Annotated in this window: 23 protein-coding genes and 1 pseudogene; 8 read left to right on the top strand and 16 right to left on the bottom strand. The window is 40.4% G+C overall.

The genetic code is table 11. The annotated features are described in order from the left end of the window. Positions 1–111: 111 nt before the first annotated feature. From ACYQY7_RS09790 to ACYQY7_RS09760, 7 genes and pseudogenes are all read right to left on the bottom strand, one after another. Positions 112–234 (bottom strand): annotated as a pseudogene (locus ACYQY7_RS09790) (4Fe-4S binding protein); the annotation flags it as partial. A 92-nt stretch (positions 235–326) separates the two neighbouring features. Next, complete coding sequence (locus ACYQY7_RS09785) at positions 327–932, bottom strand: TorD/DmsD family molecular chaperone (RefSeq protein WP_461201855.1); 606 nt, start codon at positions 930–932, stop codon at positions 327–329. A 10-nt stretch (positions 933–942) separates the two neighbouring features. Further along, positions 943–1,629: a 4Fe-4S dicluster domain-containing protein gene (locus tag ACYQY7_RS09780; RefSeq protein ID WP_461201854.1), complete on the bottom strand. Its 687-nt coding sequence runs from the start codon at positions 1,627–1,629 to the stop codon at positions 943–945. Between the two features lie 22 nt (positions 1,630–1,651). Continuing rightward, a complete protein-coding gene (locus tag ACYQY7_RS09775) occupies positions 1,652–4,189 on the bottom strand; it encodes a molybdopterin-dependent oxidoreductase (protein WP_461201853.1) in 2,538 nt (845 codons plus the stop codon). A 33-nt stretch (positions 4,190–4,222) separates the two neighbouring features. Then, on the bottom strand, positions 4,223–5,107 hold the full coding sequence (gene nrfD, locus ACYQY7_RS09770) for an NrfD/PsrC family molybdoenzyme membrane anchor subunit (protein WP_461201852.1): 885 nt from the start codon (positions 5,105–5,107) through the stop codon (positions 4,223–4,225). A gap of 250 nt (positions 5,108–5,357) precedes the next feature. Then, positions 5,358–6,689 carry a NarK family nitrate/nitrite MFS transporter gene (locus ACYQY7_RS09765; protein ID WP_461201851.1) on the bottom strand — a complete coding sequence of 444 codons (1,332 nt, stop codon included), beginning with the start codon at positions 6,687–6,689 and terminating at the stop codon, positions 5,358–5,360. 134 nt (positions 6,690–6,823) lie between these two features. Beyond that, complete coding sequence (locus tag ACYQY7_RS09760) at positions 6,824–7,996, bottom strand: nitrate/nitrite transporter (RefSeq protein WP_461201850.1); 1,173 nt, start codon at positions 7,994–7,996, stop codon at positions 6,824–6,826. A gap of 311 nt (positions 7,997–8,307) precedes the next feature. Here ACYQY7_RS09760 and ACYQY7_RS09755 point away from each other — a divergent pair, with 311 nt between their 5' ends. Beyond that, positions 8,308–9,684 (top strand): ISLre2-like element ISGsp4 family transposase, encoded by a 1,377-nt coding sequence (locus tag ACYQY7_RS09755; RefSeq protein WP_461201849.1) that lies wholly within the window; start codon positions 8,308–8,310, stop codon positions 9,682–9,684. A 204-nt stretch (positions 9,685–9,888) separates the two neighbouring features. On the opposite strand, the gene ACYQY7_RS09750 is transcribed toward ACYQY7_RS09755, so the two are convergent. Further along, positions 9,889–11,004: a TIGR04053 family radical SAM/SPASM domain-containing protein gene (locus ACYQY7_RS09750; RefSeq protein ID WP_461201848.1), complete on the bottom strand. Its 1,116-nt coding sequence runs from the start codon at positions 11,002–11,004 to the stop codon at positions 9,889–9,891. A 187-nt stretch (positions 11,005–11,191) separates the two neighbouring features. Here ACYQY7_RS09750 and ACYQY7_RS09745 point away from each other — a divergent pair, with 187 nt between their 5' ends. Then, entirely contained in the window at positions 11,192–11,398 is a 207-nt protein-coding gene (locus ACYQY7_RS09745) for a CDGSH iron-sulfur domain-containing protein (protein WP_035047823.1), read from the top strand. Positions 11,399–11,431: 33 nt separating this feature from the next. Here ACYQY7_RS09745 and ACYQY7_RS09740 read toward each other — a convergent pair whose 3' ends face one another. Genes ACYQY7_RS09740 through ACYQY7_RS09730 form a run of 3 tightly spaced genes read right to left on the bottom strand, consistent with a single transcriptional unit; the run spans position 11,432 to position 13,490 of the window. Beyond that, the gene (locus ACYQY7_RS09740; RefSeq protein WP_461201847.1) at positions 11,432–11,749 is read right to left on the bottom strand and encodes an iron-sulfur cluster biosynthesis family protein; all 318 of its coding nucleotides are present in this window, start codon (positions 11,747–11,749) and stop codon (positions 11,432–11,434) included. Positions 11,750–11,760: 11 nt separating this feature from the next. Continuing rightward, positions 11,761–12,546 (bottom strand): SDR family NAD(P)-dependent oxidoreductase, encoded by a 786-nt coding sequence (locus tag ACYQY7_RS09735; protein ID WP_461201846.1) that lies wholly within the window; start codon positions 12,544–12,546, stop codon positions 11,761–11,763. Further along, complete coding sequence (locus ACYQY7_RS09730) at positions 12,543–13,490, bottom strand: MBL fold metallo-hydrolase (protein WP_461201845.1); 948 nt, start codon at positions 13,488–13,490, stop codon at positions 12,543–12,545. Before ACYQY7_RS09730 ends, ACYQY7_RS09735 begins: the two co-directional genes overlap by 4 nt. A gap of 436 nt (positions 13,491–13,926) precedes the next feature. Here ACYQY7_RS09730 and proI point away from each other — a divergent pair, with 436 nt between their 5' ends. From proI to ACYQY7_RS09710, 4 genes are all read left to right on the top strand, one after another. Further along, positions 13,927–14,748, top strand: a complete 822-nt coding sequence (gene proI, locus ACYQY7_RS09725; protein ID WP_461201844.1) for a pyrroline-5-carboxylate reductase ProI — start codon at positions 13,927–13,929, stop codon at positions 14,746–14,748. Between the two features lie 71 nt (positions 14,749–14,819). Then, a complete protein-coding gene (namA, locus tag ACYQY7_RS09720; RefSeq protein WP_461201843.1) occupies positions 14,820–15,821 on the top strand; it encodes an NADPH dehydrogenase NamA in 1,002 nt (333 codons plus the stop codon). Between the two features lie 84 nt (positions 15,822–15,905). Further along, the gene (locus tag ACYQY7_RS09715) at positions 15,906–16,067 is read left to right on the top strand and encodes a hypothetical protein (RefSeq protein WP_003394241.1); all 162 of its coding nucleotides are present in this window, start codon (positions 15,906–15,908) and stop codon (positions 16,065–16,067) included. Next, positions 16,060–16,377, top strand: a complete 318-nt coding sequence (locus tag ACYQY7_RS09710) for a type II toxin-antitoxin system PemK/MazF family toxin (RefSeq protein ID WP_461201842.1) — start codon at positions 16,060–16,062, stop codon at positions 16,375–16,377. The genes ACYQY7_RS09715 and ACYQY7_RS09710 overlap by 8 nt, the downstream gene beginning before the upstream one ends. Before the next feature lie 107 nt (positions 16,378–16,484). Here ACYQY7_RS09710 and ACYQY7_RS09705 read toward each other — a convergent pair whose 3' ends face one another. Further along, positions 16,485–16,802 (bottom strand): CHY zinc finger protein, encoded by a 318-nt coding sequence (locus ACYQY7_RS09705; protein ID WP_461201841.1) that lies wholly within the window; start codon positions 16,800–16,802, stop codon positions 16,485–16,487. Continuing rightward, positions 16,799–17,737 carry a ribonuclease Z gene (gene rnz, locus ACYQY7_RS09700; protein WP_461201840.1) on the bottom strand — a complete coding sequence of 313 codons (939 nt, stop codon included), beginning with the start codon at positions 17,735–17,737 and terminating at the stop codon, positions 16,799–16,801. Before rnz ends, ACYQY7_RS09705 begins: the two co-directional genes overlap by 4 nt. Positions 17,738–17,856: 119 nt before the next feature. On the opposite strand from rnz, the gene zwf reads away from it, so the two are divergent. After that, positions 17,857–19,344, top strand: a complete 1,488-nt coding sequence (zwf, locus tag ACYQY7_RS09695) for a glucose-6-phosphate dehydrogenase (RefSeq protein ID WP_461201839.1) — start codon at positions 17,857–17,859, stop codon at positions 19,342–19,344. A gap of 13 nt (positions 19,345–19,357) precedes the next feature. Then, positions 19,358–19,969: a cyclase family protein gene (locus ACYQY7_RS09690; RefSeq protein WP_461201838.1), complete on the top strand. Its 612-nt coding sequence runs from the start codon at positions 19,358–19,360 to the stop codon at positions 19,967–19,969. 131 nt (positions 19,970–20,100) lie between these two features. On the opposite strand, the gene ACYQY7_RS09685 is transcribed toward ACYQY7_RS09690, so the two are convergent. From ACYQY7_RS09685 to ACYQY7_RS09675, 3 genes are all read right to left on the bottom strand, one after another. Further along, positions 20,101–20,757: an ABC transporter ATP-binding protein gene (locus ACYQY7_RS09685; RefSeq protein ID WP_461201837.1), complete on the bottom strand. Its 657-nt coding sequence runs from the start codon at positions 20,755–20,757 to the stop codon at positions 20,101–20,103. A 715-nt stretch (positions 20,758–21,472) separates the two neighbouring features. Then, positions 21,473–22,216, bottom strand: coding sequence for a hypothetical protein (locus ACYQY7_RS09680; RefSeq protein WP_461201836.1), 744 nt, complete (start codon positions 22,214–22,216; stop codon positions 21,473–21,475). Next, positions 22,200–23,087 carry an NADH dehydrogenase FAD-containing subunit gene (locus ACYQY7_RS09675; RefSeq protein WP_461201867.1) on the bottom strand — a complete coding sequence of 296 codons (888 nt, stop codon included), beginning with the start codon at positions 23,085–23,087 and terminating at the stop codon, positions 22,200–22,202. The genes ACYQY7_RS09680 and ACYQY7_RS09675 overlap by 17 nt, the downstream gene beginning before the upstream one ends. Positions 23,088–23,106 lie beyond the last annotated feature (19 nt).

The raw sequence follows: 23,106 nt of genomic DNA, 5'->3' as shown, positions 1-23,106 counted from the left end.
GCTATTTTCAATTTTATGGTTTACTTTTTTGCACAAAAAACAAACTTGATTATAATTGTCTAATTGTCGAATGTAGTTTACAAATGATTCAGAATCTATCCAAAAAACGTCTGTTGGACAACTGTGTGTACATAAACCACAGGAACTACATTTTTGTTCGTCTATTGTGATTCCGTTCTCGTGTAATTGAATAGCTGTTTCTGGGCACATATTCTCACAAAGATGACATGTCATTTCATCGTATCGTACACGTAAACAAGAGCCTTCATTTACTCGTAACGACGTTTTCTCGACTACTCGGTTTAACAAAAAACCCCACATACATCTCACATCCGATTGTCGAAATATTGTTGTTCCATATAAAGAAATTGTTTTGTTAACATGGCAAGTGTTTTGTAAAAATTTGTACTCGCTCGACTACTTATACGATCTAAAAAAATTGGTACCCACTCAAATACATGATTGATGAAAAAGTCTTGTTGTCGATTTACATATATAGGATCTAATGTTTTTATATATTGAAAGATTAAATAATACATAAATTCGAATTCTACAGAAATATGATCTGGTGGCTCAAAAAATGAATCTTGTAAATATAACCCTGCTTCTTCGTAAGTTTTTATTACTTTTTCAGTCACTACTCCCATTACTCGACGCTCTCTATCTAAATAAACAGAACTATATGGGGGAGCTAACGTATCAGACCCACCAATAAATAGCTTTGTATGATCCACTTGCAGCTCTAGTAAATTATTTGTTTGAAATTGCTTGACGATCATCTCCACTATATTACATAGTGGAGATGATTGGTTAACACATTGTCGAAACTGGTTTAGTAATTGTTCCGTTTCTTCAACAGGGTGGTAATACAATTGAGAGATGATCTTATAAATATTTGCTCTGTTCCATTCTTCCTGTGCAATGTTTATCATTTATGCCACCTCAGTATTCTCTCAAGTAGAAAACTTTTGGTTTTGTACCTTTTTCAGGTAACAAAACAGATGTTTTATATTTAGCTAACATAGCATGAATTGGATCATTCGGATCATCTAAATCACCAACTAAACGCGCATCGGCAGGACAAGAAGTAACACAATACGGCTGTTCTCCTTCTTTTAAACGGTGATCACAGAACGTGCACTTTTCTACAATTCCCTTATATCGAATTCCTTCATACGTCTTTTCACGATCAGGATTATAATAAGGTACTTTTTCTCTAATACTTGTACTGATTTCCTTTCCGCTTGAAGTTCCTTTTTGAATAAGGGCTTCTTGATCACGCCAATATTCATGGGGATCTTTTTTATTAAAGTTAATTACACCATACGGACATGCTTGCATACAGCTTTTACATCCTATACATTTGTCTGCATCATGCAAAGTTAAACCATTTTCATCTTTATACATTGCTTTTGTCGGACAAGCTCGTACACAAGCGGCATTTTCACAGTGATTACATAATGTAGGGATGTACTCATATTTTACATTTGGGAAACTTCCCGTTGTTCTTGTGATATGCCAAGACCAAAACATACCTTCAGGCACATTATTTTCGTTTTTACAAGCAATTTGGCAAGCGCTACATCCTACACATTTATGCAAATCGATAACCATTGCATATTTAGTCATTATTCCCACCTCCATGAAACCATTATGCTTTTTCGATTTTTACTCTTGTTACCCCTCCATGACGTGCGGTGCTTCCACTTATTCGCTCATAGTCAGCCGGCAAAATTTCATTATTATTTCCGCCTCGTGCAATTTTTTTATTATAGTCAAGCGCTGCAATACGACCATAAGCCCAATGCCCTTGACCATAACATTTTCCTACTGTTCCAGGTCTCACTCCTTCCCATAGTTTCGCTGTACATACAATCGACCCCGTAGGAGAAATGATCTTCACTTTATCGCCTGTTTTAATTCCTAGTTTTTTACCATCTGCTGGGTTAATCTTCACGACATCATCCCAAGATTCATCCCCCGGATCAGCATCTTTAAACTCTTGGTACCATAGTGTGTTTGCGGAGCGTGCCTCACGATTAAGTCTTGAACGATGTTCAAAGAAAATGAATGGATATTCTTTCTCATCCCCCCAGCGGAACGGTTCTTCATAATGCGGAATGAAAGCAATTTCCCCCCGCGCTTGATATTTTGTTGCTTTCATAATTTCATCTGTTGTTGTACTATGTTTTTCCGCATGTTTCTCAAGAGATTCTTTTAAAGTTTCACTATAAAATTCGAATTTTTTTGTTTTCGTTCCGAAATCTTCCCAATGCTTTTTGTATGGTGTTTCTTTCGCATTCCATACGCCTTTTTCTACGAATTCCTCCCATCCTTTTAGTAAATCCCCCTCTTTTTCAACAGTTGGATCCCATACATCTTTTGTCATTTTCTTTGTTGCATATAACGTGAACTCAGTGCCATTCTTCGGTTCTAATCCTGTCTCTGGATCTTTAAACTCATTTTTGTAAAATTGCAATAAGTTATGAAAACCTTTCTTTGCTAGCGATTCAGCAATGAGCCACGGAATTTCTGTTTCATCCATTTTCACATCCCATAGCGGTTTAATGACACGATTCGTTAAAGACACATAACTATACTTATTTTGTTTGTTTGTAATAAAGCTTAATTTTTCAAATAATTGATGTGCAGCTGGTAAAACGATATCTGCAAATTGTGTTGTTTCAGATGGATTTGTCGTAATATGGACAAAGAAAGGAATTTTCTCTAATGCCTTTTCCCAACGTTGCGCACCTGTACAAGAAAACGCAAAATTCATCCAATATCCTATTGCTACTTTAATTTCATAAGGATCTTCTTCTAAAATAGCGTCAGCTACACGGTTAGTGACGACTCCCCCACCTGGTTTTCCTTCTTTTAAAGCTGGGAATTCTTTTGATCCGCGATGGTCTATTTTTTTGTTTTCTATATTTGTTTTTGCTATTTCATCTTGATAAGTATCAAATTCAAATTTTTTTACAACAGGAACTTTTGAGTCACGCAACGTACCACCGATATTTTCAACAGACCCCACTAGTGCATTTAACGCATGCGCAGCCATGGCTGTATACAATCCACGCACTTGCATGGATGCTCCCGGCGTTAACCACGATATCGCCCGTGGAGCCGCTTTCGCAAAATCTATTGCAACTCTTCTAATCTGTTGCGCTGGAATACCACACCGCTGTTCAGCCCATTCTGGTGTACGATCTTTCAATTCTAAATTCCACCATTTTATTAATCCATACGTATATCGTTCTTCAAAATCTTCTTCTGCTACCGTCACACCAGCTTTAAAGCGATTCACTCCATCAATAAAATCACCTACAAATTCTCGGTTCCATAGTCCCTCTGTCAATATGACGTGTGCAATTGAAACAGCGAGTGCCCCATCTTCTCCTGGGATAATAGGTAACCATTCATGAGCTTTTGATGCTGTTGCAGATAATCTCGGATCAACAACGGCAACTTTTGCCCTATCCAATACATCGCCCCAAACGTTTATAGCATGTGGAACTTGTCTGTTTGATGCGACTGGATCTCCTCCCCAAAGCAATACGTATCGAGTTTCCATTAAATCGTAATCTCGATAGTCCCAAAACGCTTCTGTAAAATATGGGCCTGCTTTCTCAGCCTCTGCACAAATCGCACTATGAGAAATATTATTTGGGGAACCAAAAATTTTAGGTAAAGCATCGTAAATAATTGGGTTCAACCCTGAGTAACGTCCTCTAAATAAAACGAACTTATGTGTTTCGTTTGCTTTTCTCAATTCCATTAATCGATCTGTGATCATATCGATCGCTTCTTCCCATGAAATCGGAACAAACTTCGGATCTTCATTTCTCCCTTTTTTAGGGTTTGTTCGTTTCAAAGGTACTTTAATACGATCAGGATCGTATACTTGTTGCAACGCTAAATGAGGTCTAGGACAAATTTTCCCATGATTCGCTTTAGCATATGGATTTCCTCTAACTTTGACAGCTCTTCCGTTAACAACATACACTTGAACAGGACACCACGATGTGCATCCTTGACAAGTAGATGCCCGCCATTCTCCTTGCTTAATTAATTTTTTTTCTTTTTCATCTGCAAACGCTACCAAAGACGGAGATGCCGATTTTACCCCTGTCGCTAACAATCCTGTAACTGCTGTCGCTTTTAAAAAATTTCTTCTCGATATTTTCATTTTCCCCACCTCATTCATCTATTTAAAATTAGGCTACTGTAAGAAAAATGGAAGATGCAATTGCCCTGCATAAATAATGATGTGTTTCATAAAGGCAACCCCTATTAATACGAAGAGGGAGGCTACTGTTCCTAACACTTTTGAAAGTACAGAGCGATAATGTTTAGATTGATACAAACTAATCATCATTGGAATAACTAATCCGAGAAGAATGACAACAACCCACCAAACTCCCCCATATTCATCCATCATCATTTGATATGAAGCTGCATGCGCTTCTCCTGATCTCATCATGACAAACTGCCATATAAGCAATAGAACAAAATGAATAAAACTTAAGGCACCCATCCATTTAAACAACTGAAGATTTCTACCACTATCTTTCTCTAAAAGAGAACGGTGATCTTTCAAACGATCAAGCATTTGAATAAGTACAACTAATGCTAGCCCGCTTAATAAAGAAGAAGAGAAGAAAAGAATCGTAACTAATCCGCCACTCCATAATGGTCGGTCTAAAGAAGTAAGCAATAAACCATGATAAATACCAACTAGTATAGCAAATAGCGTTCCAAGTATTTTACAAGTAGCGAATACAAAGTCGTGATCTCGATCCATATATACATACAATGCATAAACGAAGGAGGTGATCATAAATAAGCTTTGAACAATTCCACCCCACGAAGTAACAGAAAGAGGATTAAAATGGTACATTGTCGTTAAAAATCTTTCTGGTCTTCCTAATTCACTAATTAAAAACAGAAGCCCTCCTCCAACACAAACGGGCGATAAGATAGCTGTTAGCTTAATAAGTTTTTTGTTTTCTTTGTAAAAAATACTTAACAACACAGAAATGAAAAATAAAGCAATTCCTACCCCCCCTAAAAATAAATCTAGCGTAATTCGAACATCCCAGTACATACCGTATCTCCCTCCTTGAATGATTTTATTTGTACTTAAGTAAGGTGAAGCTTTCATAAAAAAGTATAAAATACCTTTGCTTATAAAAATATAAACTCGTTCATCTGTTCACAATACTTTAACATTTTTTTGTAAATAAAATTTCATAAAATATGTGACAAATATCATTGCAAACAAAAAAGAAGATGCTCTGTTCTTTTTAGAGCATCTCCATCATGTATTTTTCTATTTTATTACATATTCTTTTTCCTTAACATTTCACTTCCGCATTTTTTCTAGCATAATAATACCAATTTAATGCAATGGATAGGATATAAAATGCGATAAAGAAGTAAAATGCTGTAATTGGTGTACCTGTATTTTGGGCTGCCCAACCGAATAGCTTTGGAATGAAAAATGAACCATACGCTGCAAATGCTGCTGTAAAACCAAGAACAGGTGCTGCTTCTTTTGGTGGGAAGATGATCGGAATCATTTGGAATGTTGATCCCGATCCCATGCCTGCTGCAATAAACAAAATTAAGAACGATACAATAAATCCGATAAAGTGTTTCTCTGTTGTAAAATACATAACCGCAGCAGCGCCAAGCCCCATAGCAATCAAAATGTAGTTTGTTACACGCGCTCCTCCTAATTTATCGGACAACCATCCACCGACTGGGCGAAATGCCGCTGCTAAAAATGCCCCTAAAAAGGCAAGGGATACGTGTTCTGGAAATTGTGATTTTAATAAAAGCGGAAACGCTGCGGCATATCCGATAAACGAACCGAACGTTGCAATATATAACCATGTCATAATCCATGTATGTTTTCGTTTAACGATCACAAACTGCTCGGATACAGATTGTTTTGCGTTTGGCAAGTTATCCATACCGAAATACGCTAAAATCGTAAAAAACACAATCGGAATGACCCAAATAAATGCTGCATTTTGTAACCAAACTTTTGAGCCGTCTGCCAGTACTTGCGGTTCGCCGCCAATTGCTCCAAACACGCCAATTGTTATAATAAGCGGTGTAACAAACTGAACGACCGATACTCCCATGTTTCCAAGACCGCCATTAATGCCAAGCGCTGTCCCTTTTTCTTTTTTCGGAAAGAAAAAGCTAATATTCGCTAATGCAGATGAAAAGTTTCCACCACCTAACCCACAGAGGGCTGCTAGTAATAACATAACCGAATACGGTGTATCTGGATTTTGTACCGCTAACCCAACACCAATAGCCGGAATGAGCAACACTCCTGTAGAGAAAACAACCCAGTTTCTTCCTCCGAATTTCCCGACTGCAAATGTGTAAATGAAGCGTAGTGTTGCTCCAACAAGCCCTGGAACAGCAGCTAACGTAAACAATTGGCTTTGTGTAAATTGAAAGCCAATGTCATTTAGTCTTGCTGCAACAATGGACCAAATTTGCCAAACGATAAATGCAAGCATTAATGTTGGAACAGAGATCCAAAGATTTCGACGAGCATGTTTTTTCCCTTCTTTTTCCCAAAACATAGGATCTTCTGGGTTCCAATACGAACCAATACGGCTTTTTCGTTCGCTATGTTCTGAAGCCGTTTTCAATGTTTGACTCATAACAATCGTCTCTCCTTTTTGAAGTATAATTGTAAAAATGGTTTCTGTACTTTCATCATAAAGAAAGTGAACAAATAAGAATGTGATGCGCATCACATATTTTGAAACGTTCATACAATGTTAAAAAATGATATTTAAGCGATTGTTTTACGTAGTCGTCTCATGATAAGCATCGCGATGAACATCGTCGCTGCAACCCACCAAAATCCGTACGAATATGAATTCGTCCATTGTTTAAACATACCTAAAATATTAGGTAAAAAGAATCCCCCTAAACCGCCTGCGGCACCAACAAAACCTGTTAATAATCCAACTTCTTTTGGAAATATGTTAGGAATGACTTGAAATAATGCCCCGTTTGCTGTGCCGAAAAAGATAAGTGTGACAAATAAAAGGGCTAATGCAACATAAACATGTGGAAGCATGCCGACAATCGCTAGTGTAACAGTCGCACCTGTGAACAACGAAACGAGCAATTTCATCCCACCATATTTATCAGCTAAATATCCGCCAATTGGTCGAACAAAACTTCCCGCAAATACAACAAGTGTTACAAAATCCCCTGCTGTCACTTTATCTACTCCGTATTGATCGAAAAAGAATAGCGTTAAATAACTCGTCATTCCGACGAATCCACCAAATGACAGGCTATAAAAAAAGCTAAATAACCACGTTTCTTTCATTTTCATCACACGCATGTATTCCGATATTTTCGTTGGTTTTACCGCAGTCGGACATTCTTTTGCGAATATAATAAACACAATAAAAGCAACAAAAAGAGGAATGAGAGCTAATCCAAACACACTATTCCATCCATACGCTTCCGCAATGCGCGGTCCAAACAACATCGCTAAAACTGTTCCACTATTTCCCGCACCTGCAATTCCCATCGCTAACCCTTGGTGCTCTTTCGGATACCATCGGCTAGCTAAAGGAAGCGCAACAGCAAAACTTGCCCCTGCTACTCCTAATAACAGTCCAAGTGCATAAATTTGCGTTAACGTATCGGCAAACAACCATCCCCAAAGAAGTGGAATAGACGTTAATCCCATTCCAATCATTCCTATTTTCTTACCACCAAATCGGTCCGCTAATAATCCCATGGGAATGCGAAGCAACGCTCCTCCTAATACCGGGATCCCTACCATCATTCCTTTTTGTGCAGGGGACAATCCTAAATCTTCCACAATAAACGTTCCAGTCGCTCCAAGAATCACCCAGATCATAAAGCTAATATCAAAGTACAAAAAAGATGAAAGAAGCGTTGGTAAATGACCAACTCGTACAAATTGTTTTAATCGTTCCATCTTTATTTCCCCCTTTACTTTATCGCTTGGCAATTTTATCGTAAAAAAATTTATTAACCGATACTGTTATATTGTTCACAATTTTTGCTATGTTCACAAGACTTTCATACGTTCATTCGTGTGAGTAAAATGTTTGTGGGAGAAATTCTTAGAATTCCCCGATGAGGGGGTTGGGAACGTAGGTTCGCAATCCCCCTCATCGGGGCCACCAAGCGAAGCGCGGTAGGATCCCAAGCGGGAAACATGAAAAAGGACCCTCTCCCTGGTAAGATGATCATTGTCCACACCATCAAACAGGAGGAGAGAGTCCCATGAATATTCAACAACATCTTACCACAAATTCGTTGACATGGAAAGAGATCGAACTTGATTTGTTTCGGGCCTTGCAAAACGCCTTCGCCGAGCTGTTTACGGCTCTGTTGGAGGACATCGACCGACAATTGGCGGAAACCCGGGACAAGCGCCGATACCACTTGAAAGACAAACGACGCACCACGATTCAAACCCTGTTTGGCGAAGTCACCTTTGAGCGGAACTACTATTTGGATCGAGAACAAAACCGTTACACGTTTTTACTTGATTCCTTTTTAGCGTTTGATGGATCGCAGTCAATCAGCCCTTGTCTAGAAGAAACGGCGGTGGGATTGGCTGTGGAGTGCTCTTCCTATCGCAAAGCGGCTCATACGCTTGCCCAGATGGTCGGGTATCCGGTGATGAGCCATGAGGCGATCCGCCAGTTGGTGCTCGAAGCTGAAGCACCGCTGCACTGCCCGGTTGACCAGCGATATGGACGGGTGCTGTTTGTGGAGGCCGATGGACTGTTTGTTTCTCGCCAAGGGAAGGGAAAACGGGCCAAGGAAGACAAAATCCTGACCGTTCACGAAGGGTGGAAGCGCAACGGCTCACGGATCGAATTTGTCAATCAGCGCCATTACGTCCATGAGGGCAAGAGGGAGGTGTGGGAAGGCTTCGAGGAATTTTTGATGAATGAATATGCCTATGATCCGTGTCGGGATCTTCTTGTCATCAACGGGGACGGCGCTCCATGGATTACCGCGTGCCGGGAGTATTTCAAGGGACGGGTCTGCTTCCAATTGGATCGATTCCACGTGGCGCGTGAGTTGCGTCAATGCCTCTCGGGCCATCCACGGTGGCAAGCGATTCGGCAAAAGCTGGCGAAGCAGGATGAAGAGGGGTTGCTTGTGGAACTGAACAGCGCCCTCGGCACGCTGGGGGACGAAGCGAAAGAACAACAGCTGGCTGCCTTGATCCACCGGATCGAATCGATGCCGGGATGCATCCGTGATTACCGGGAATGGCTGAAGGAGCAAGGAGTGGACACAACGGGCATGTATCCGATGGGGAGGGCTGAAAGCGTGATGAGCCAGTTGGCGTATCGGGTGAAATACCGCCGCAGTTGGACAGACAAGGGACTCAGGGCGTTTTTCAAGGCAATGATTGCCCGGATGGATGGGATTCGTCTTTTCGGACGTTGTTTAGGAGAAGAATCGTCGCAGTCGGCGGAGGAAACGGCGTCGACGGCATCCACCAAACAGACGATCGTGAACAAGGCGAAACAACGCGTCCGCCGTCTTCTTCCGGAGGTAACGCGGAATAACGTGCCATATTTACAGCAATCGTCCGGGACACCGATCTATCATGCCCTGTCTGAACTCAAGGGATGGTAAAAAAAGGTATACATATCGGTCTGTCATGGCAAGGGATGAGAGTCCGAAAGCGCTTACGGATGGGATTCAAAAAAATGGTTCGCTAACCTATGACTTACATCTGTTTTCAGCGAATCAAAAAAGTTCCCACAAAGTCTTGACTGACTCCGTTCATTCATTTCACTTGCAACATGTTGTAAATCACAATAAGATGAAAAAAGTCGGCTATTCGCCGACCCTTTCTTTTTTCCTCCACGCCTTCGGGATGTAAATGCAATACGGTTCGCTTGCTAAGTAGTCGCCTGTAACCGCATATGCTCTTGAACGCGACCCGCCACAAACGTAGCGAAATTCACACACGCCACATTTTCCCTTATATCCGTCTGGGTTTCTTAACAGTTTGAAAATCGGAGAATGGCGATAAATGTATGATAGCGGTTGTTCGCGTACATTTCCTGCTTTTACAGGCAACAATCCGCTCGGATATACATCGCCAATATGAGAAATAAATACAAAGCCATTTCCGTCGTTTACTCCTTTTGGGGCACGTCCTAGACCATCTACTTGCCCGGTCAGCCCTTTCATTAACACGTCTTCATAACGAATGTCACTGTGAATTTGTTGTTCTCGCATTTTTTGCTGCAACACAACACGTCGATAATGTTGTCCCGCTGTCGTTTTAATATCAAACGGTACACGTTTGCTCGTTTCGTAAAGCCAGCGAAACACTTTTTCATGATCAACAGGCGAAATCATATCTGTCTCTTTTCCCCTGCCCGTCGGTACGAGAAAAAATACGCTCCAAAGCACGCAGCCGAGCTTTTCAACAAGTTGCACCATCTCGTCAAGCACATGAACATTATAACGAGAGATGACTGTATTTATTTGGATTGGAATGTCGAGTTCGTGTAAATATTGAATCGCCTTCATCGTTAAATCAAATGAACCGGACGTCCCACGAAAGTGATCGTGAATGTCCGCATTCGGACCATCTAAGCTAAACGCCCAACGAGCAAGTCCTACTTCTTTCGCTTTTCGGATCGCTTCTTTTGTTACGTTTGGTGTGGCACTTGGCGTCATCGATACACGAAGCCCCTTATCAATCGCATACTTAGCAATATCGTATACATCTGGACGCATTAGTGGATCGCCGCCTGTAAACACGAGAAGAGGTTGATCCATTTCATAAATGTCTTCAATTAATCTTTTTCCTTCTTCAAACGTTAACTCACGTGGATCACGATGATATTGCGCTTCTGCTCGACAATGAAGACAGTTGAGCTGACATGCCCGCGTTAACTCCCATATAACAATAAACGGGTTTTGTTGAAAATCACGCATATTTGATCCCTCCGATTCGATCACTACCTCCCATTGTACAAAAAGATAGGGATAGATCATGTGACATTCATCACAAAAAGTATCACATAACCAGCTTGTCACTATTCTGACAAACATGCACGTTCTTGCGTTTCCGATATAAAACAGATAGTATATACGATATAAGGTATATAAGGAGGTGGGGAATATGGCAAAAGTGCAAATTAAAGTAATGGATAACGGTTCTTTCCGTGTAACTGGGGATGTTGAGTTAATTGATATGGAAGGAAACAAGTTTGAAACAAAAGAAACATTTTCTCTCTGTCGTTGTGGGCTCTCACAAAACATGCCGTTTTGTGATGCTGCCCATAAAGGAAAATTTGAATCGGTCGTTCGCGCGCCGAAAAACGAATAAGCCCGGCTTTTTTATTCCGGGCTTTTTATTTTGTTAGCGCCCCACGAGCGACATGCGCGCATTTAAAATTTGATTTGGGCTTTTTAATTGAAAACATCCAGCCCCATCGACAACATCAATCGTCATTTGTTCATCGAAAAAAATGAGCCGATGTTTCTCTATCCAAATGGGCAGATCGTTTGTTTCAATCTCTACATCATGTTCGTCTAATTGATCGACAAGCAGTAACATAGGCACCCCGTTTACAGCACATCCGCAATCATCGGTATCGTATGTCAGCTTGACGTGCTTGTTTCCACGAACACGACGAAGTTGTTCGATCGCTCGTTCCGTTATCGTAATTTTCACCATTTACACCTCACTTACTTTTTTAAAAATGCCCGTTTTCCGATTTTCTCGATAAGCGATGGAAATAGTTGATACATGCGACTTCCCATGTGCATCCAAAACGGCAAATTCACTTCGCGCGTCGGAGTAAGCATCACATCAACGATGCGTTTTGCGACAAATTCAGGTCGAAGCATCCATCGTTTCACGTTTTTTACATATTCCCCAGACGTATCAGCAACGGTAAAAAAGTTTGTTTCAATCGGTCCAGGGTTTACAGCCGTCACATAGATGCCATACATCGATGCTTCCATTCGCAAGCTATTTGTAAATCCAAGGACAGCATGTTTTGTTGCAGCATATACGCTCGATTTCGGCGTAGCAATTTTTCCTGCTTGCGATGCGATGTTAATAATATGACCCGAGCGCTTTTTCATCATATGCACGTACACTTTTTTCGTACACGCGATTAATCCGAGCACATTGACATCAAACATTTGCTTCGCTTCCGAGAGATCGATGTGTTCGACATAACGAAACACACCAAAACCAGCATTATTGACAAGAATATGTACATCAACAGAAGCAAGCAAACGATCAAATACAGCGTCTACTTCTTTTTCGTTACTAACATCTAACTGCTCATATAAGCAAGAAATGCCGTACGTTTGTTCAATATGTTGCGCAATTTGTGCTAATTTTTCTTTTGAACGCGCAAGCAAGATCGGTGTTCCACCGCGCTTAGCTACTTCGTATGCAATTTGTTCACCAATGCCGCTCGATGCTCCTGTAATGACGACGTATTTCCCTTTCAGTTTCATGATCTCACCGCTTCGTACATATATATTTGATCATCTTTTTCTTTTTTCACTGCTCCGATAGCTTCTAAATAGTCAAGCTGACCAATCGTTTCAGACATCGTCAATAAAAATTCACGTTCATATACGGACGGAAAAAGTGCACGACATACGTCAAAGGCCGTCATTGGCTTTTCACTTAACAATTGCCACACATATTGCGCACGCTCTTTTTGTTTTTCAAGCCGCTTTTCGATAAGCGGTGCGACATCCGTCACATCTTCTCCGTGTCCTGTGACAATCGTTGTAATGTCGTAATTCAGTAGCTTTTTTAATGAATCGTTATATTGCAAAAGTGGTTTCGGGCGCTCTTGTTCACCGATCGCAGGAGGCTCTAACAACGGATTAGATGAAATTGCAGCTAACAAATGATCCCCCCCGATCATCAACCCATCTGCTTCACGATATAATACAATATGACTTTGCGCATGACCTGGCGTTTCAATGACCGTCCAACCTTCAATCATATCCCCTTCTTTCACTTCTTGTGTGAGCGAGCGCTCGCACGAAAAGCGGAGAGAACGTCGAAAGTTTCCGAGTTTTGCGATCCATTCTTCCCCAATTCCACATTCAATTAAAAATTGCTCAAAATATTGTTGATGCCATGCAAAAAAAGCAGCATCTTTCGCCATCCAAGGTGCAGCTTTACGATGACCAATAACAGGAAGCGACGGAGGTAAATAATCAAGTAAACCGACGTGATCCGGATGGTGATGTGTAATGATGACTTGCTCAATATGTTCCGGTTTATAGCCGAGTTCACGTAATTCCCGAACGAAGACATGCCACGCTTCTTCTGTTTTCACCCCAGCATCAACAAGCGTTAAACGGTCTCCTTTGAAAATATACATATTGACATCGCCAACGGCAAATGGCGTGGGGACGACAATGCGATGCAACTGTTCCATTTTTTCGACTCCTTCATTATATTATCATAATTTTCCGTTCACCTGTTTATCAGTTTACACTTATTTTTTCTGTTTGTCATTTATTTTTATTTATTTATTAAAAAATTCAGAAAATAAATATCGAAAATGTATTGACAACATGCTTGTTTTTCGTGCATAATTGCAAGCAAATCATATATGTCTGAAGCGATGAATAGGGCCAGTACATGATAAACGGTAAAAGAGAGTGAAACCCATCGGCTGAAAGGTTTCATTACCCTCTTTATCATGGAACCTACCCTATGAGCAGTTAGGCAAACCTAACCGTCTTGCCGACGATATCGGCATAAGAGGTGGGCACATTGTGCCAACAAAGGTGGTACCGCGGAAATAAAGACCTTTCCGTCCTTTATCGGACGAAAGGTCTTTTTATTTTGGAAACGAGGAGGAGGAAAAAATGACGGTAACGTTTCTCGGTGCAGGGTCGATGGCAGAAGCGCTTATTTCGGGGGTCACACAAACGTTATATAAGCCAGAGCAAATGATTGTAACGAATCGCTCTCGATTGGAGCGACTGACGTATATGCAACAAACATATGGGGTACGAATTGAAACGAATAAAGAACAAGCGGTCAAAGAAGCTGATATTGTGATTTTAGCGATGAAACCAAAAGACGTTGCAGAAAGCTTAACGCCAATCGCACATGCTTTTCATGAGCAACAACTTATTATTTCATTACTTGCAGGGGTGACGACGGATACGATTGCATCGCTCATCGGAAAAAAAATGCCTGTCATTCGTGCCATGCCAAATACATCGGCAGCCATCGGGCAATCCGCAACAGCGATTTCACAAGGATCATATGCAACAGCTGAACATTTACACATGGCAAAAGAGCTATTTGAAACGGTCGGGATCGTTACAATTGTTGATGAAAAGCATTTACACGCAGTGACAGGGCTATCAGGCAGCGGACCAGCGTACGTTTATTATTTAGTTGAAGCGATGGAAAAAGCAGCTGATGAAATCGGGCTTGATCGCAATATTGCGAAAGAGCTTATTTTACAGACGATTATCGGTGCCGCTCATATGTTAAAAGCAACAAACAAACATCCGTCTGTATTGCGTAAAGAAGTCACAAGCCCGGGCGGAACAACAGAAGCAGGCATCGGCGTGCTTGAGCGCTATCGCTATCAAGAGGCGATGATTGCTTGCATTAAACGAGCAACTGAACGATCAAAAGAACTTGGTGAAGCACTGCTTTCTTCCGTTCAATAGCGCAAGTTGTTTTTCTTTTCCAAGTGCGCGTGGTATCATTTTTATGGAAGATACTACGGGAGGGATTTAATATGTTATTTTCACCATATACAATTCGAGATGTTACCTTTAAAAACCGTATCGTCATGTCACCGATGTGCATGTATGCGTGCGATCGCGAAGATGGAACGGTGCACAACTGGCATCTCGTTCATTATGCAACGCGCGCTGTCGGGCAAGTCGGACTTATTATTGTTGAAGCGACAGCTGTGACGCCACAAGGAAGAATTTCGGCTCGCGATTTAGGGATTTGGGATGATGACCATATCGATGGATTGCGTACACTTACCTCGCTCGTTCATGAACAAGGCTCAAAAATCGGCATTCAGCTTGCTCATGCTGGACGAAAAGCGACCGTTGCTGGGGAAATCTTCGCTCCATCGCCTATTCCGTTCGATGACACGATGCGTACACCAAAAGAGATGACGAAAACCGATATTGAAGAAACGATTCATGCGTTTCAACAAGGTGCACGTCGCGCCAAGGAGGCTGGCTTTGATGTCATTGAAATTCACGCCGCTCACGGCTATCTCATTAACGAGTTTTTATCGCCACTTACAAACAAACGAACAGATGAATACGGCGGAGAAAATCGCTACCGCTTTTTAGGCGAAGTCATTGAAGCGGTAAAAGAAGTATGGGGCGGACCGTTGTTTGTTCGCATTTCTGCTTCTGACTACCATCCAGACGGCTTAACGGTGAACGACTACGTCGAATATGCAAAACGAATGAAAGCGCAAGGTGTTGATTTGATCGATGTGAGCTCTGGCGCTGTCGTTCCAGCAAAAATTCAGGCATATCCAGGCTATCAAGTGCCGTTTGCTGAAACAATTCGCCGTGAAGCAAATGTGCCGACAGGGGCTGTCGGGCTTATTACATTAGGCTTACAGGCGGAAGAAATTTTACGCAACGGACGCGCTGATTTCATTTTTATCGGTCGCGAGCTTCTTCGCAACCCATATTGGCCAAAAACAGCCGCAAATGAACTCAGCATATCGCTTGAAGCGCCAAAACCATATGTCAGAGGATGGTAAATAAAACACACGTTTAGATAGTTGACTGTCTTCTTTAACTTTGAGAAAATTTATCATGAGATCGTGTAGATAAGGGGGATACATGTGAGAGCAGAAGAGTTCATGAAAGCTTTAGACGAAATGGACAATGCAGAACGAATTAAATTGCTATCATGGCTTTTCGACAAATACTTTGATAACAGACCTCCAAAACATGTTATTGAAGAAGAACTGGAAAAAGAAATATGGGGCGAAGACGATGAGTAATCTGGGAAGACGCGGCGAAATATGGTTCGCAGAAATAAAAGGAAAACGCAGACCTGTGCTTATTGTATCTCCCGATGATGTTATCGTAGAACTATACAGAGTAATAGCAAATATTACAAGCCAACAGCCCCGAAACAAGTACGATGTCGTCTTAGAATATTGGGAAGAAGCGGGATTAGACAAACCATCTGTTGTTAGGTGCTCAAAAATCAACACTATTCATTACCGAGAACTTCTTTTCAAGATTGGCAACATTCATAGCCATGATTTAAAACGGGTAATGGAAACAATTAGAGGTTATTTTTCCTAACAATAAAAAGCAACTCAAGAGGAACCTTCCCTACATGTCATTTTGTGAAGTTATTTCGTATAAGAGAGGGTGTCCCTGTTCTTTTTGGGACACCCTCTTTTCCTCTTTTATACTTCAAAATAATAGTGGGCGTGAAGTTGACACCCCGGATTAAACGAGGCATCGCAATGTGGACAACGGTAATTGCTCGTCATATATTGTTCAATCGTCAGCTCCGTTTGACAAACGCCGCATAAGACAGCTTTTTCATGAAAACGTTCTTTCGGCCATGTCGCATGGTTACCACAACCATGTTCTTCATGACAGTACACGCACGGGAAATACGTTTGACAACAATAAAACTTAATCGCGATGACATCGCGTTCACTATGATAATGTACGCATCTCGTTTGTTTGTCGATGACGTTTCCTTTTACTTCGATCATCGTTGATCATCTCCCGTCCGTGGAATCGGAAACGATGAAAAATCGAAAGCAAGCGCAACATTCGGAAAAATGGTTTTCGCTTCTTCAACGAGTCGCTCACACATCTCCCCTTGATAACGAGAGCTAATATGCGTCAAAATGAGTTGTTTCACCCCCGCCCGTTTCGCTACTTCTGCTGCTTGCCACGTCGTTGAATGATAGTAATCGTGCGCTAAATGCGCTTCTTCTGCGCTAAATGTCGCCTCATGAACGAGCACATCTGCTCGTTTCGCAAGTTCAATGCTCGCCTCACAATAACGCGTATCTCCCATGATCGCAACAATGCGCCCTTTTTTCGGTTGGGCAACAAATTCACGACCATCAATAACAGTTCCATCTTCTAACACGACGGTCTCTCCACGCTTAATTTTCTGGTAAATAGGCCCCGGTCTCACACCAAGAGCAAGCAACCGATCGACGAGCAACGTGCCCGGCAAATCTTTTTCAACAATTCGAAAACCGTACGAAGACAACCCGTGATCAAGCAATTTTGCTGTAACAATAAACTGTTCGTCTTCAAATACGACCCCTTCTGTAAACTCTTCAATATGTAGCTCATATTTGAGTCGCGTGCCGCTGACCATTAATGCGGCTTCGATAAACGAACGAATACCTGCTGGGCCGTAAACAAAAAGAGGTGTTTCCCCCCCTTGAAACGAACGGCTACTAAGCAGTCCGGGTAAACCAAAAATGTGATCGCCGTGTAAGTGAGTAATAAAAATACGTTCAATGCGTCTTGGACGAATAGACGTATGTAAAATTTGATGTTGCGTTGCTTCTCCGCAATCGAATAGCCATGTTGCTCCTCTTTCTTCTAACAACTGAAGGGCAATGGCTGATACGTTTCTACCTTTTGATGGGACGCCAGAGCCTGTCCCTAAAAACAATAACTCCACGCTATGATCTCCTCTCTGTTCTTTAATTAGATAAAACATTTGCGTTTACCACAATAAACCTCTAAAATTACATTATCATGAACCTTTCAAAAAATGAATAAAAGCGAGGTATATGATCCGTGAATGACGTACAACCAAAAGCGACAATTGTTATTTTTGGCGCGACTGGCGACTTAGCAAAACGCAAATTATTCCCATCTATTTATAAACTTTATCAAAAGGGAAAGCTTGATGAACAGTTTGCGGTTGTTGGCGTTGCCCGTCGTCCGCATACAGACGAATCGTTTCGCCACTATGTAAAAGAGGCGATTGAAGAAGCGACGAAACAAGAATTAATAGATGAAAAATTTATTTCTCATTTTTACTATCATTCACTAGATGCAACAAATACGCAATCATACAAACAATTAAACGAACGATTAACATACGTTGAAGAGCAGTTTCACATTCCAGGTCATCGCATTTTTTATTTAGCGATGGCACCTGAATTTTTTGGAACAATTACATCGCATTTAAAATCGGAAGGGCTGACGACAACAAACGGCTGGACGCGATTAGTCATTGAAAAACCGTTCGGTCATGATTTACAAAGCGCTCAGAAATTAAATGAAGAAATTCGTCAATCGTTTTCGGAGGAACAAATTTTTCGGATTGACCATTATCTCGGAAAAGAAATGGTGCAAAACATCGAAGTTATTCGCTTTGCCAACGCCATTTTTGAACCGCTTTGGAACAACCGGTTTATTGCTAATATTCAAATTACATCAAGCGAAACGCTCGGTGTAGAAGACCGTGGGCGCTACTACGACCATTCTGGCGCACTTCGCGATATGGTGCAAAACCATATGCTGCAAATGGTTGCCCTTTTAGCGATGGAGCCTCCGATTAAGCTGACGACTGACGATATTCGTAGCGAAAAAGTGAAAGTGTTGCGGGCGCTTCGTCCAATGACGCATGATGGCGTCGAGACATATTTCGTGCGTGGACAATACGGACGCGGCATCGTGCGCGGGCAACAAGTCGTCGGATATCGTGAAGAACATAGCGTCGATCCAAACTCCAATACAGAAACGTTTGTTGCAGGGAAATTAATGATCGACAACTTCCGCTGGGCAGGTGTGCCATTTTACATACGAACAGGAAAACGAATGACGGAAAAATCGACGAAAATCGTTGTACAATTTAAGGATGTGCCGATGAACTTATATTATCGCACAAGCGAACATGTTCATCCGAACTTGCTCGTCATCCATATTCAGCCCGATGAAGGCATTACCCTTCATTTAAACGCGAAAAAAAGCGGCGAAAGCATGAAAACGACGCCAATTAAGCTCGACTACTGCAACAACTGCATCGACGGCATTAACACACCGGAAGCGTATGAAAAATTGTTATATGACTGCATGCGCGGCGATGCGACAAACTTTACGCATTGGGATGAAGTCGCTGCTTCATGGAGCTTTGTCGACCCGATTTCGGAAGTGTGGGCAAACACGAAAGCTACGGACTTTCCGAACTACGAAGCTGGCTCGATGGGACCGAAAAAGGCAGACGAACTATTGCAAAAAGACGGCTTCCATTGGTGGCCATTAAATGGAACAATGTAAGGAGGAAACACCTATGAAAATGTACGATGTCACCGCTCCTATTTTCGAAGGGATGCCTGTGTATAAAAATAAACCGGAAAAACAACCGAAACTAATGACCTTCACGAACGATTACGTCACCGAATCGCGCATCGATATGGATGTGCATACAGGTACGCACATTGACGCGCCGCTCCATATGGTAAAAGACGGAGAAACGTTTGAAACGATTCCGCTTGAAAAACTTGTCGGTTACTGCAAAGTATTGGACGTGACACACGTCAACGATCGCATTACAAAAGAAGATCTCATTCATTTTGGTATTCAAGAGAACGATTTTATTTTATTTAAAACAAAAAACTCATTTGACGACGCCTTTAACTTTGAATTTATTTACGTTGCTGAAGATGCGGCAACATATTTAGCCGAAAAACGCATTCGCGGCGTCGGCATTGACGCGCTCGGCGTCGAACGCAACCAAGCAGGACACCCAACACATAAAACGCTGTTCGGTCACAGTATTATCGTCATCGAAGGGCTTCGATTAAAAGACGTACCATCAGGCGAATATTGGATGGTTGCCGCTCCGCTTAAACTCGTCGGCACCGATGCCGCCCCAGCACGTGTATTGTTGTTTGAACAATAAACAATCCCCTCACTACGAGGGGGATTGTTTATTGTTACTGAATCGGCATAAACGCCACGTTCCAAATGTCGCCATCTTTAATCATTTGAAAACCGAACTCTCCATTTTCATTGGTAAACTCGTAGTGCTAGTTACTCATCTATAGAAATATTAGTCACACCTGTAATCATTCCATCATTCATTGAATACACTTGGTCACATAATGTTTCTATATCTAACCTGTTATGTGATGTTAGTAATATTGTGCAACCGCGTTCATTCTCTTCTTTTATTATGCGATATACATGATGAACAGACTCTTCATCTAATCCGTTCATCGGTTCGTCTAATAAAATCAATTGGGGTTGTTCCATAATGCACTGCGCAATAGCTAATCGCTGTTTCATTCCAAGAGAATATTCTTTTATCGGTCTTTTATCCATTGGATTTAGTTTGACTCTCTCTATAGCTGCTATGATATCTGAATCACTGATTTTATTTTTTATCATAGCTAAAAATTTCAGATTATCGAACGCTGAATACTGCTCAAGGAATCCCGGCTTTTCTAAGAGGACAGAAATGTCACTAGGAAAGGATACATCTTTGTGTAAAACATCTCCAAAAACTTCTACAGTACCGCTAGACGGCTTGACCAGCCCGCTTATAATCCGAAACAACATCGTTTTCCCTGATCCGTTAGGACCTGTAAAGCCGTAAATTTTTCCTTTTGCTAAATTCAAATTAATGTTTTGTAAAACCATTCTTTCTCTAATTATTTTTGAAACATTAGACAATTTAATTACGTTCACATCAAGTCCTCCTAAAAATAATCTGCGGTCTTCAATTTTTTTATAATTCCATACGCTAAAAGTAATATGAACAATAGTTCAGTAAAGAAAACTATCGACAATGTGTAATGATCTCTAAAATGACCGATCATCCCATAGTGTAAAGGAACGAAAGGCGCTTGTATTTTTACACCTGCAAAAAACAAAGTAAAAATGCATACATTAGCTAAACTATTTGTTGTATACACCTTTAAAAACATCCAAAAAACGGCGTGCAAATACAAATTGATAGAAATGCAAACAAACATAAAAATAAGCGAAAGGTGCATATTAAACCGCACAGCCAAAAAAATAATACAGAAGGAAATAACCATTAAAAATGCACACAACACATATAGTAATGTAAAGAAAAATCCAATCGTTATCCGATTGATGAAATACAAAAGCGTATCTTGTAAAAGAATAAAGACTTTATATTCAAAATATTTTTCTCTTCTTTTCCAAACTGTTTGAAACATAACTACATACCCAAAACAGAATAATAGCCAATACATCCAATTGACTGATGAATGATTTACAGTTCCAAATAAATTTGTCATAGATTCCGTTAATAAGCGAGCACGAAACGCCTCACCTTTCAAACATATCATTACACCAAGTAATGGAAATATTATACATGATAATAAGATTTTATTTCTATCTTCTTTAATAAATTTGAATTCTAAAAACATATACTTCATAAAAAATCATCCTGAGCATAGTAACTTTTGTAAATTGAAGAAAGGCGGACTATATGCCCTAAAATAATAACGATAACAAGTAGCGCCATGATTGTACTAATTGGTGACACCTCTTCACTCACGTAGAACAAATAAGGAATAATAGATGTTGTCAATCGATCCAAAATGACAAACGTCATTAATGCGATTATACTTAAAAAACGGTGAAGGAGAACATCCGTTATTATAACAAAGACCATCCCTAATATGGTCGTTATTAAAAAGTACGTGCATATAAAATAAATGAACGAGCTGTGTTGGGAAGACGACTTCGGCACATACAAAAATATTGCATGATAATCTTTCATATTTGGATATACGATATACTGAACAAAAGCTGTACATAAAACACCCAGCATGAACACGATAAATGATAAAAGCCCTGCACAAAATATGACAGTAAACACTTTGTGCATCCCTATTTGAGTCCGAGTCCTATATCTTCTAAGAATGATCCAACCGTTTGTTTTAAATGTTGAACCTAAAAGCAATAAAAAAGCAGGGAAATGAAAAAATTCATATCGGTAAAGCAAAATAAAATCTTTTGCGCTATGCCATTGAACAAGTGTATTTTTTCCCCATGGAATAGTTCCGAGAATCATTAATAAAGCAATGACTCCAATGATCATGTTTCTGGATGTTTTATTCAACTGTACGTCTTGCAAAACAAAATACATGTTTTTTTTAAAATACATCATCATTTTTCTTCACTCCATATACATACAGACCGAAGGCAACAAACAATTGAAGTAGAAAAGCAATAAAGATAGGACCATATGATAATCCCTCTACAGGTTGTTTAGGATCTAGGAAATTAAACGGATCCCAATTTAACTTCCCTAATATAGTAAATAATGCCCATGAAACCGTATAAATAATCTGTGGAAAAAGAATGACAAAATACCTATTCTTAATTACTAGAGAAGAGGCCAATCCTATACACACATAACCACTTGCAAATAGTCCGCCCATAATATAGTAAACGAATATGTATACGTACGGTGATACGGAAAGCAGACTTGAAAAGATATCTTTCTTATCCCCTTGAAACACATTATCCGAAAACTCTACAGTTCCATTGATTAAACGTTTGTACATGTTCGAGTAAAAAGAATAATCCCATGTATCAGAAAAAAAATTTACCAATATTACTCCGAATATTAAAGGAATTATAAACAATAAAAACGAGCTGATATAAGTAAATAAAAACTTCCTCCAATAATATATTTTTCTATTTATTCGTGTTAGTTGATAACTTATGTTACGACTACTTTTTTCTGCATAAATCGAATCTGCTAACGCAACAGATATTAACAGTGGAAAGAGGAAGTAGTATAACGACGAAAAAAAGTTTTGACTAGAAAGTCCCACCCATTCTTTATGTGGAGAAACCAGTCCTAAGACGTTTTCATTGTCTGGATAGATTCGTTGCACTAAATTTATATTTTCATGATAATTTCTAAGTCCAGTTATAACTGAAAATACAACAATCAAAACTAAGCATAATAAGCTGATATAAAAATTTTTATTTTTTATTATATAAATTGAAATAAAGGTTTTCTCCCGTTCCACGGCGAATAAATAAAAGAGA

It is taken from the genome of Anoxybacillus sp. TBDG-1 (assembly GCF_054815885.1).
The sequence above is the reverse complement of the archived record's forward strand: the minus strand, read 5'-3'. Positions and strand labels throughout refer to the sequence as shown.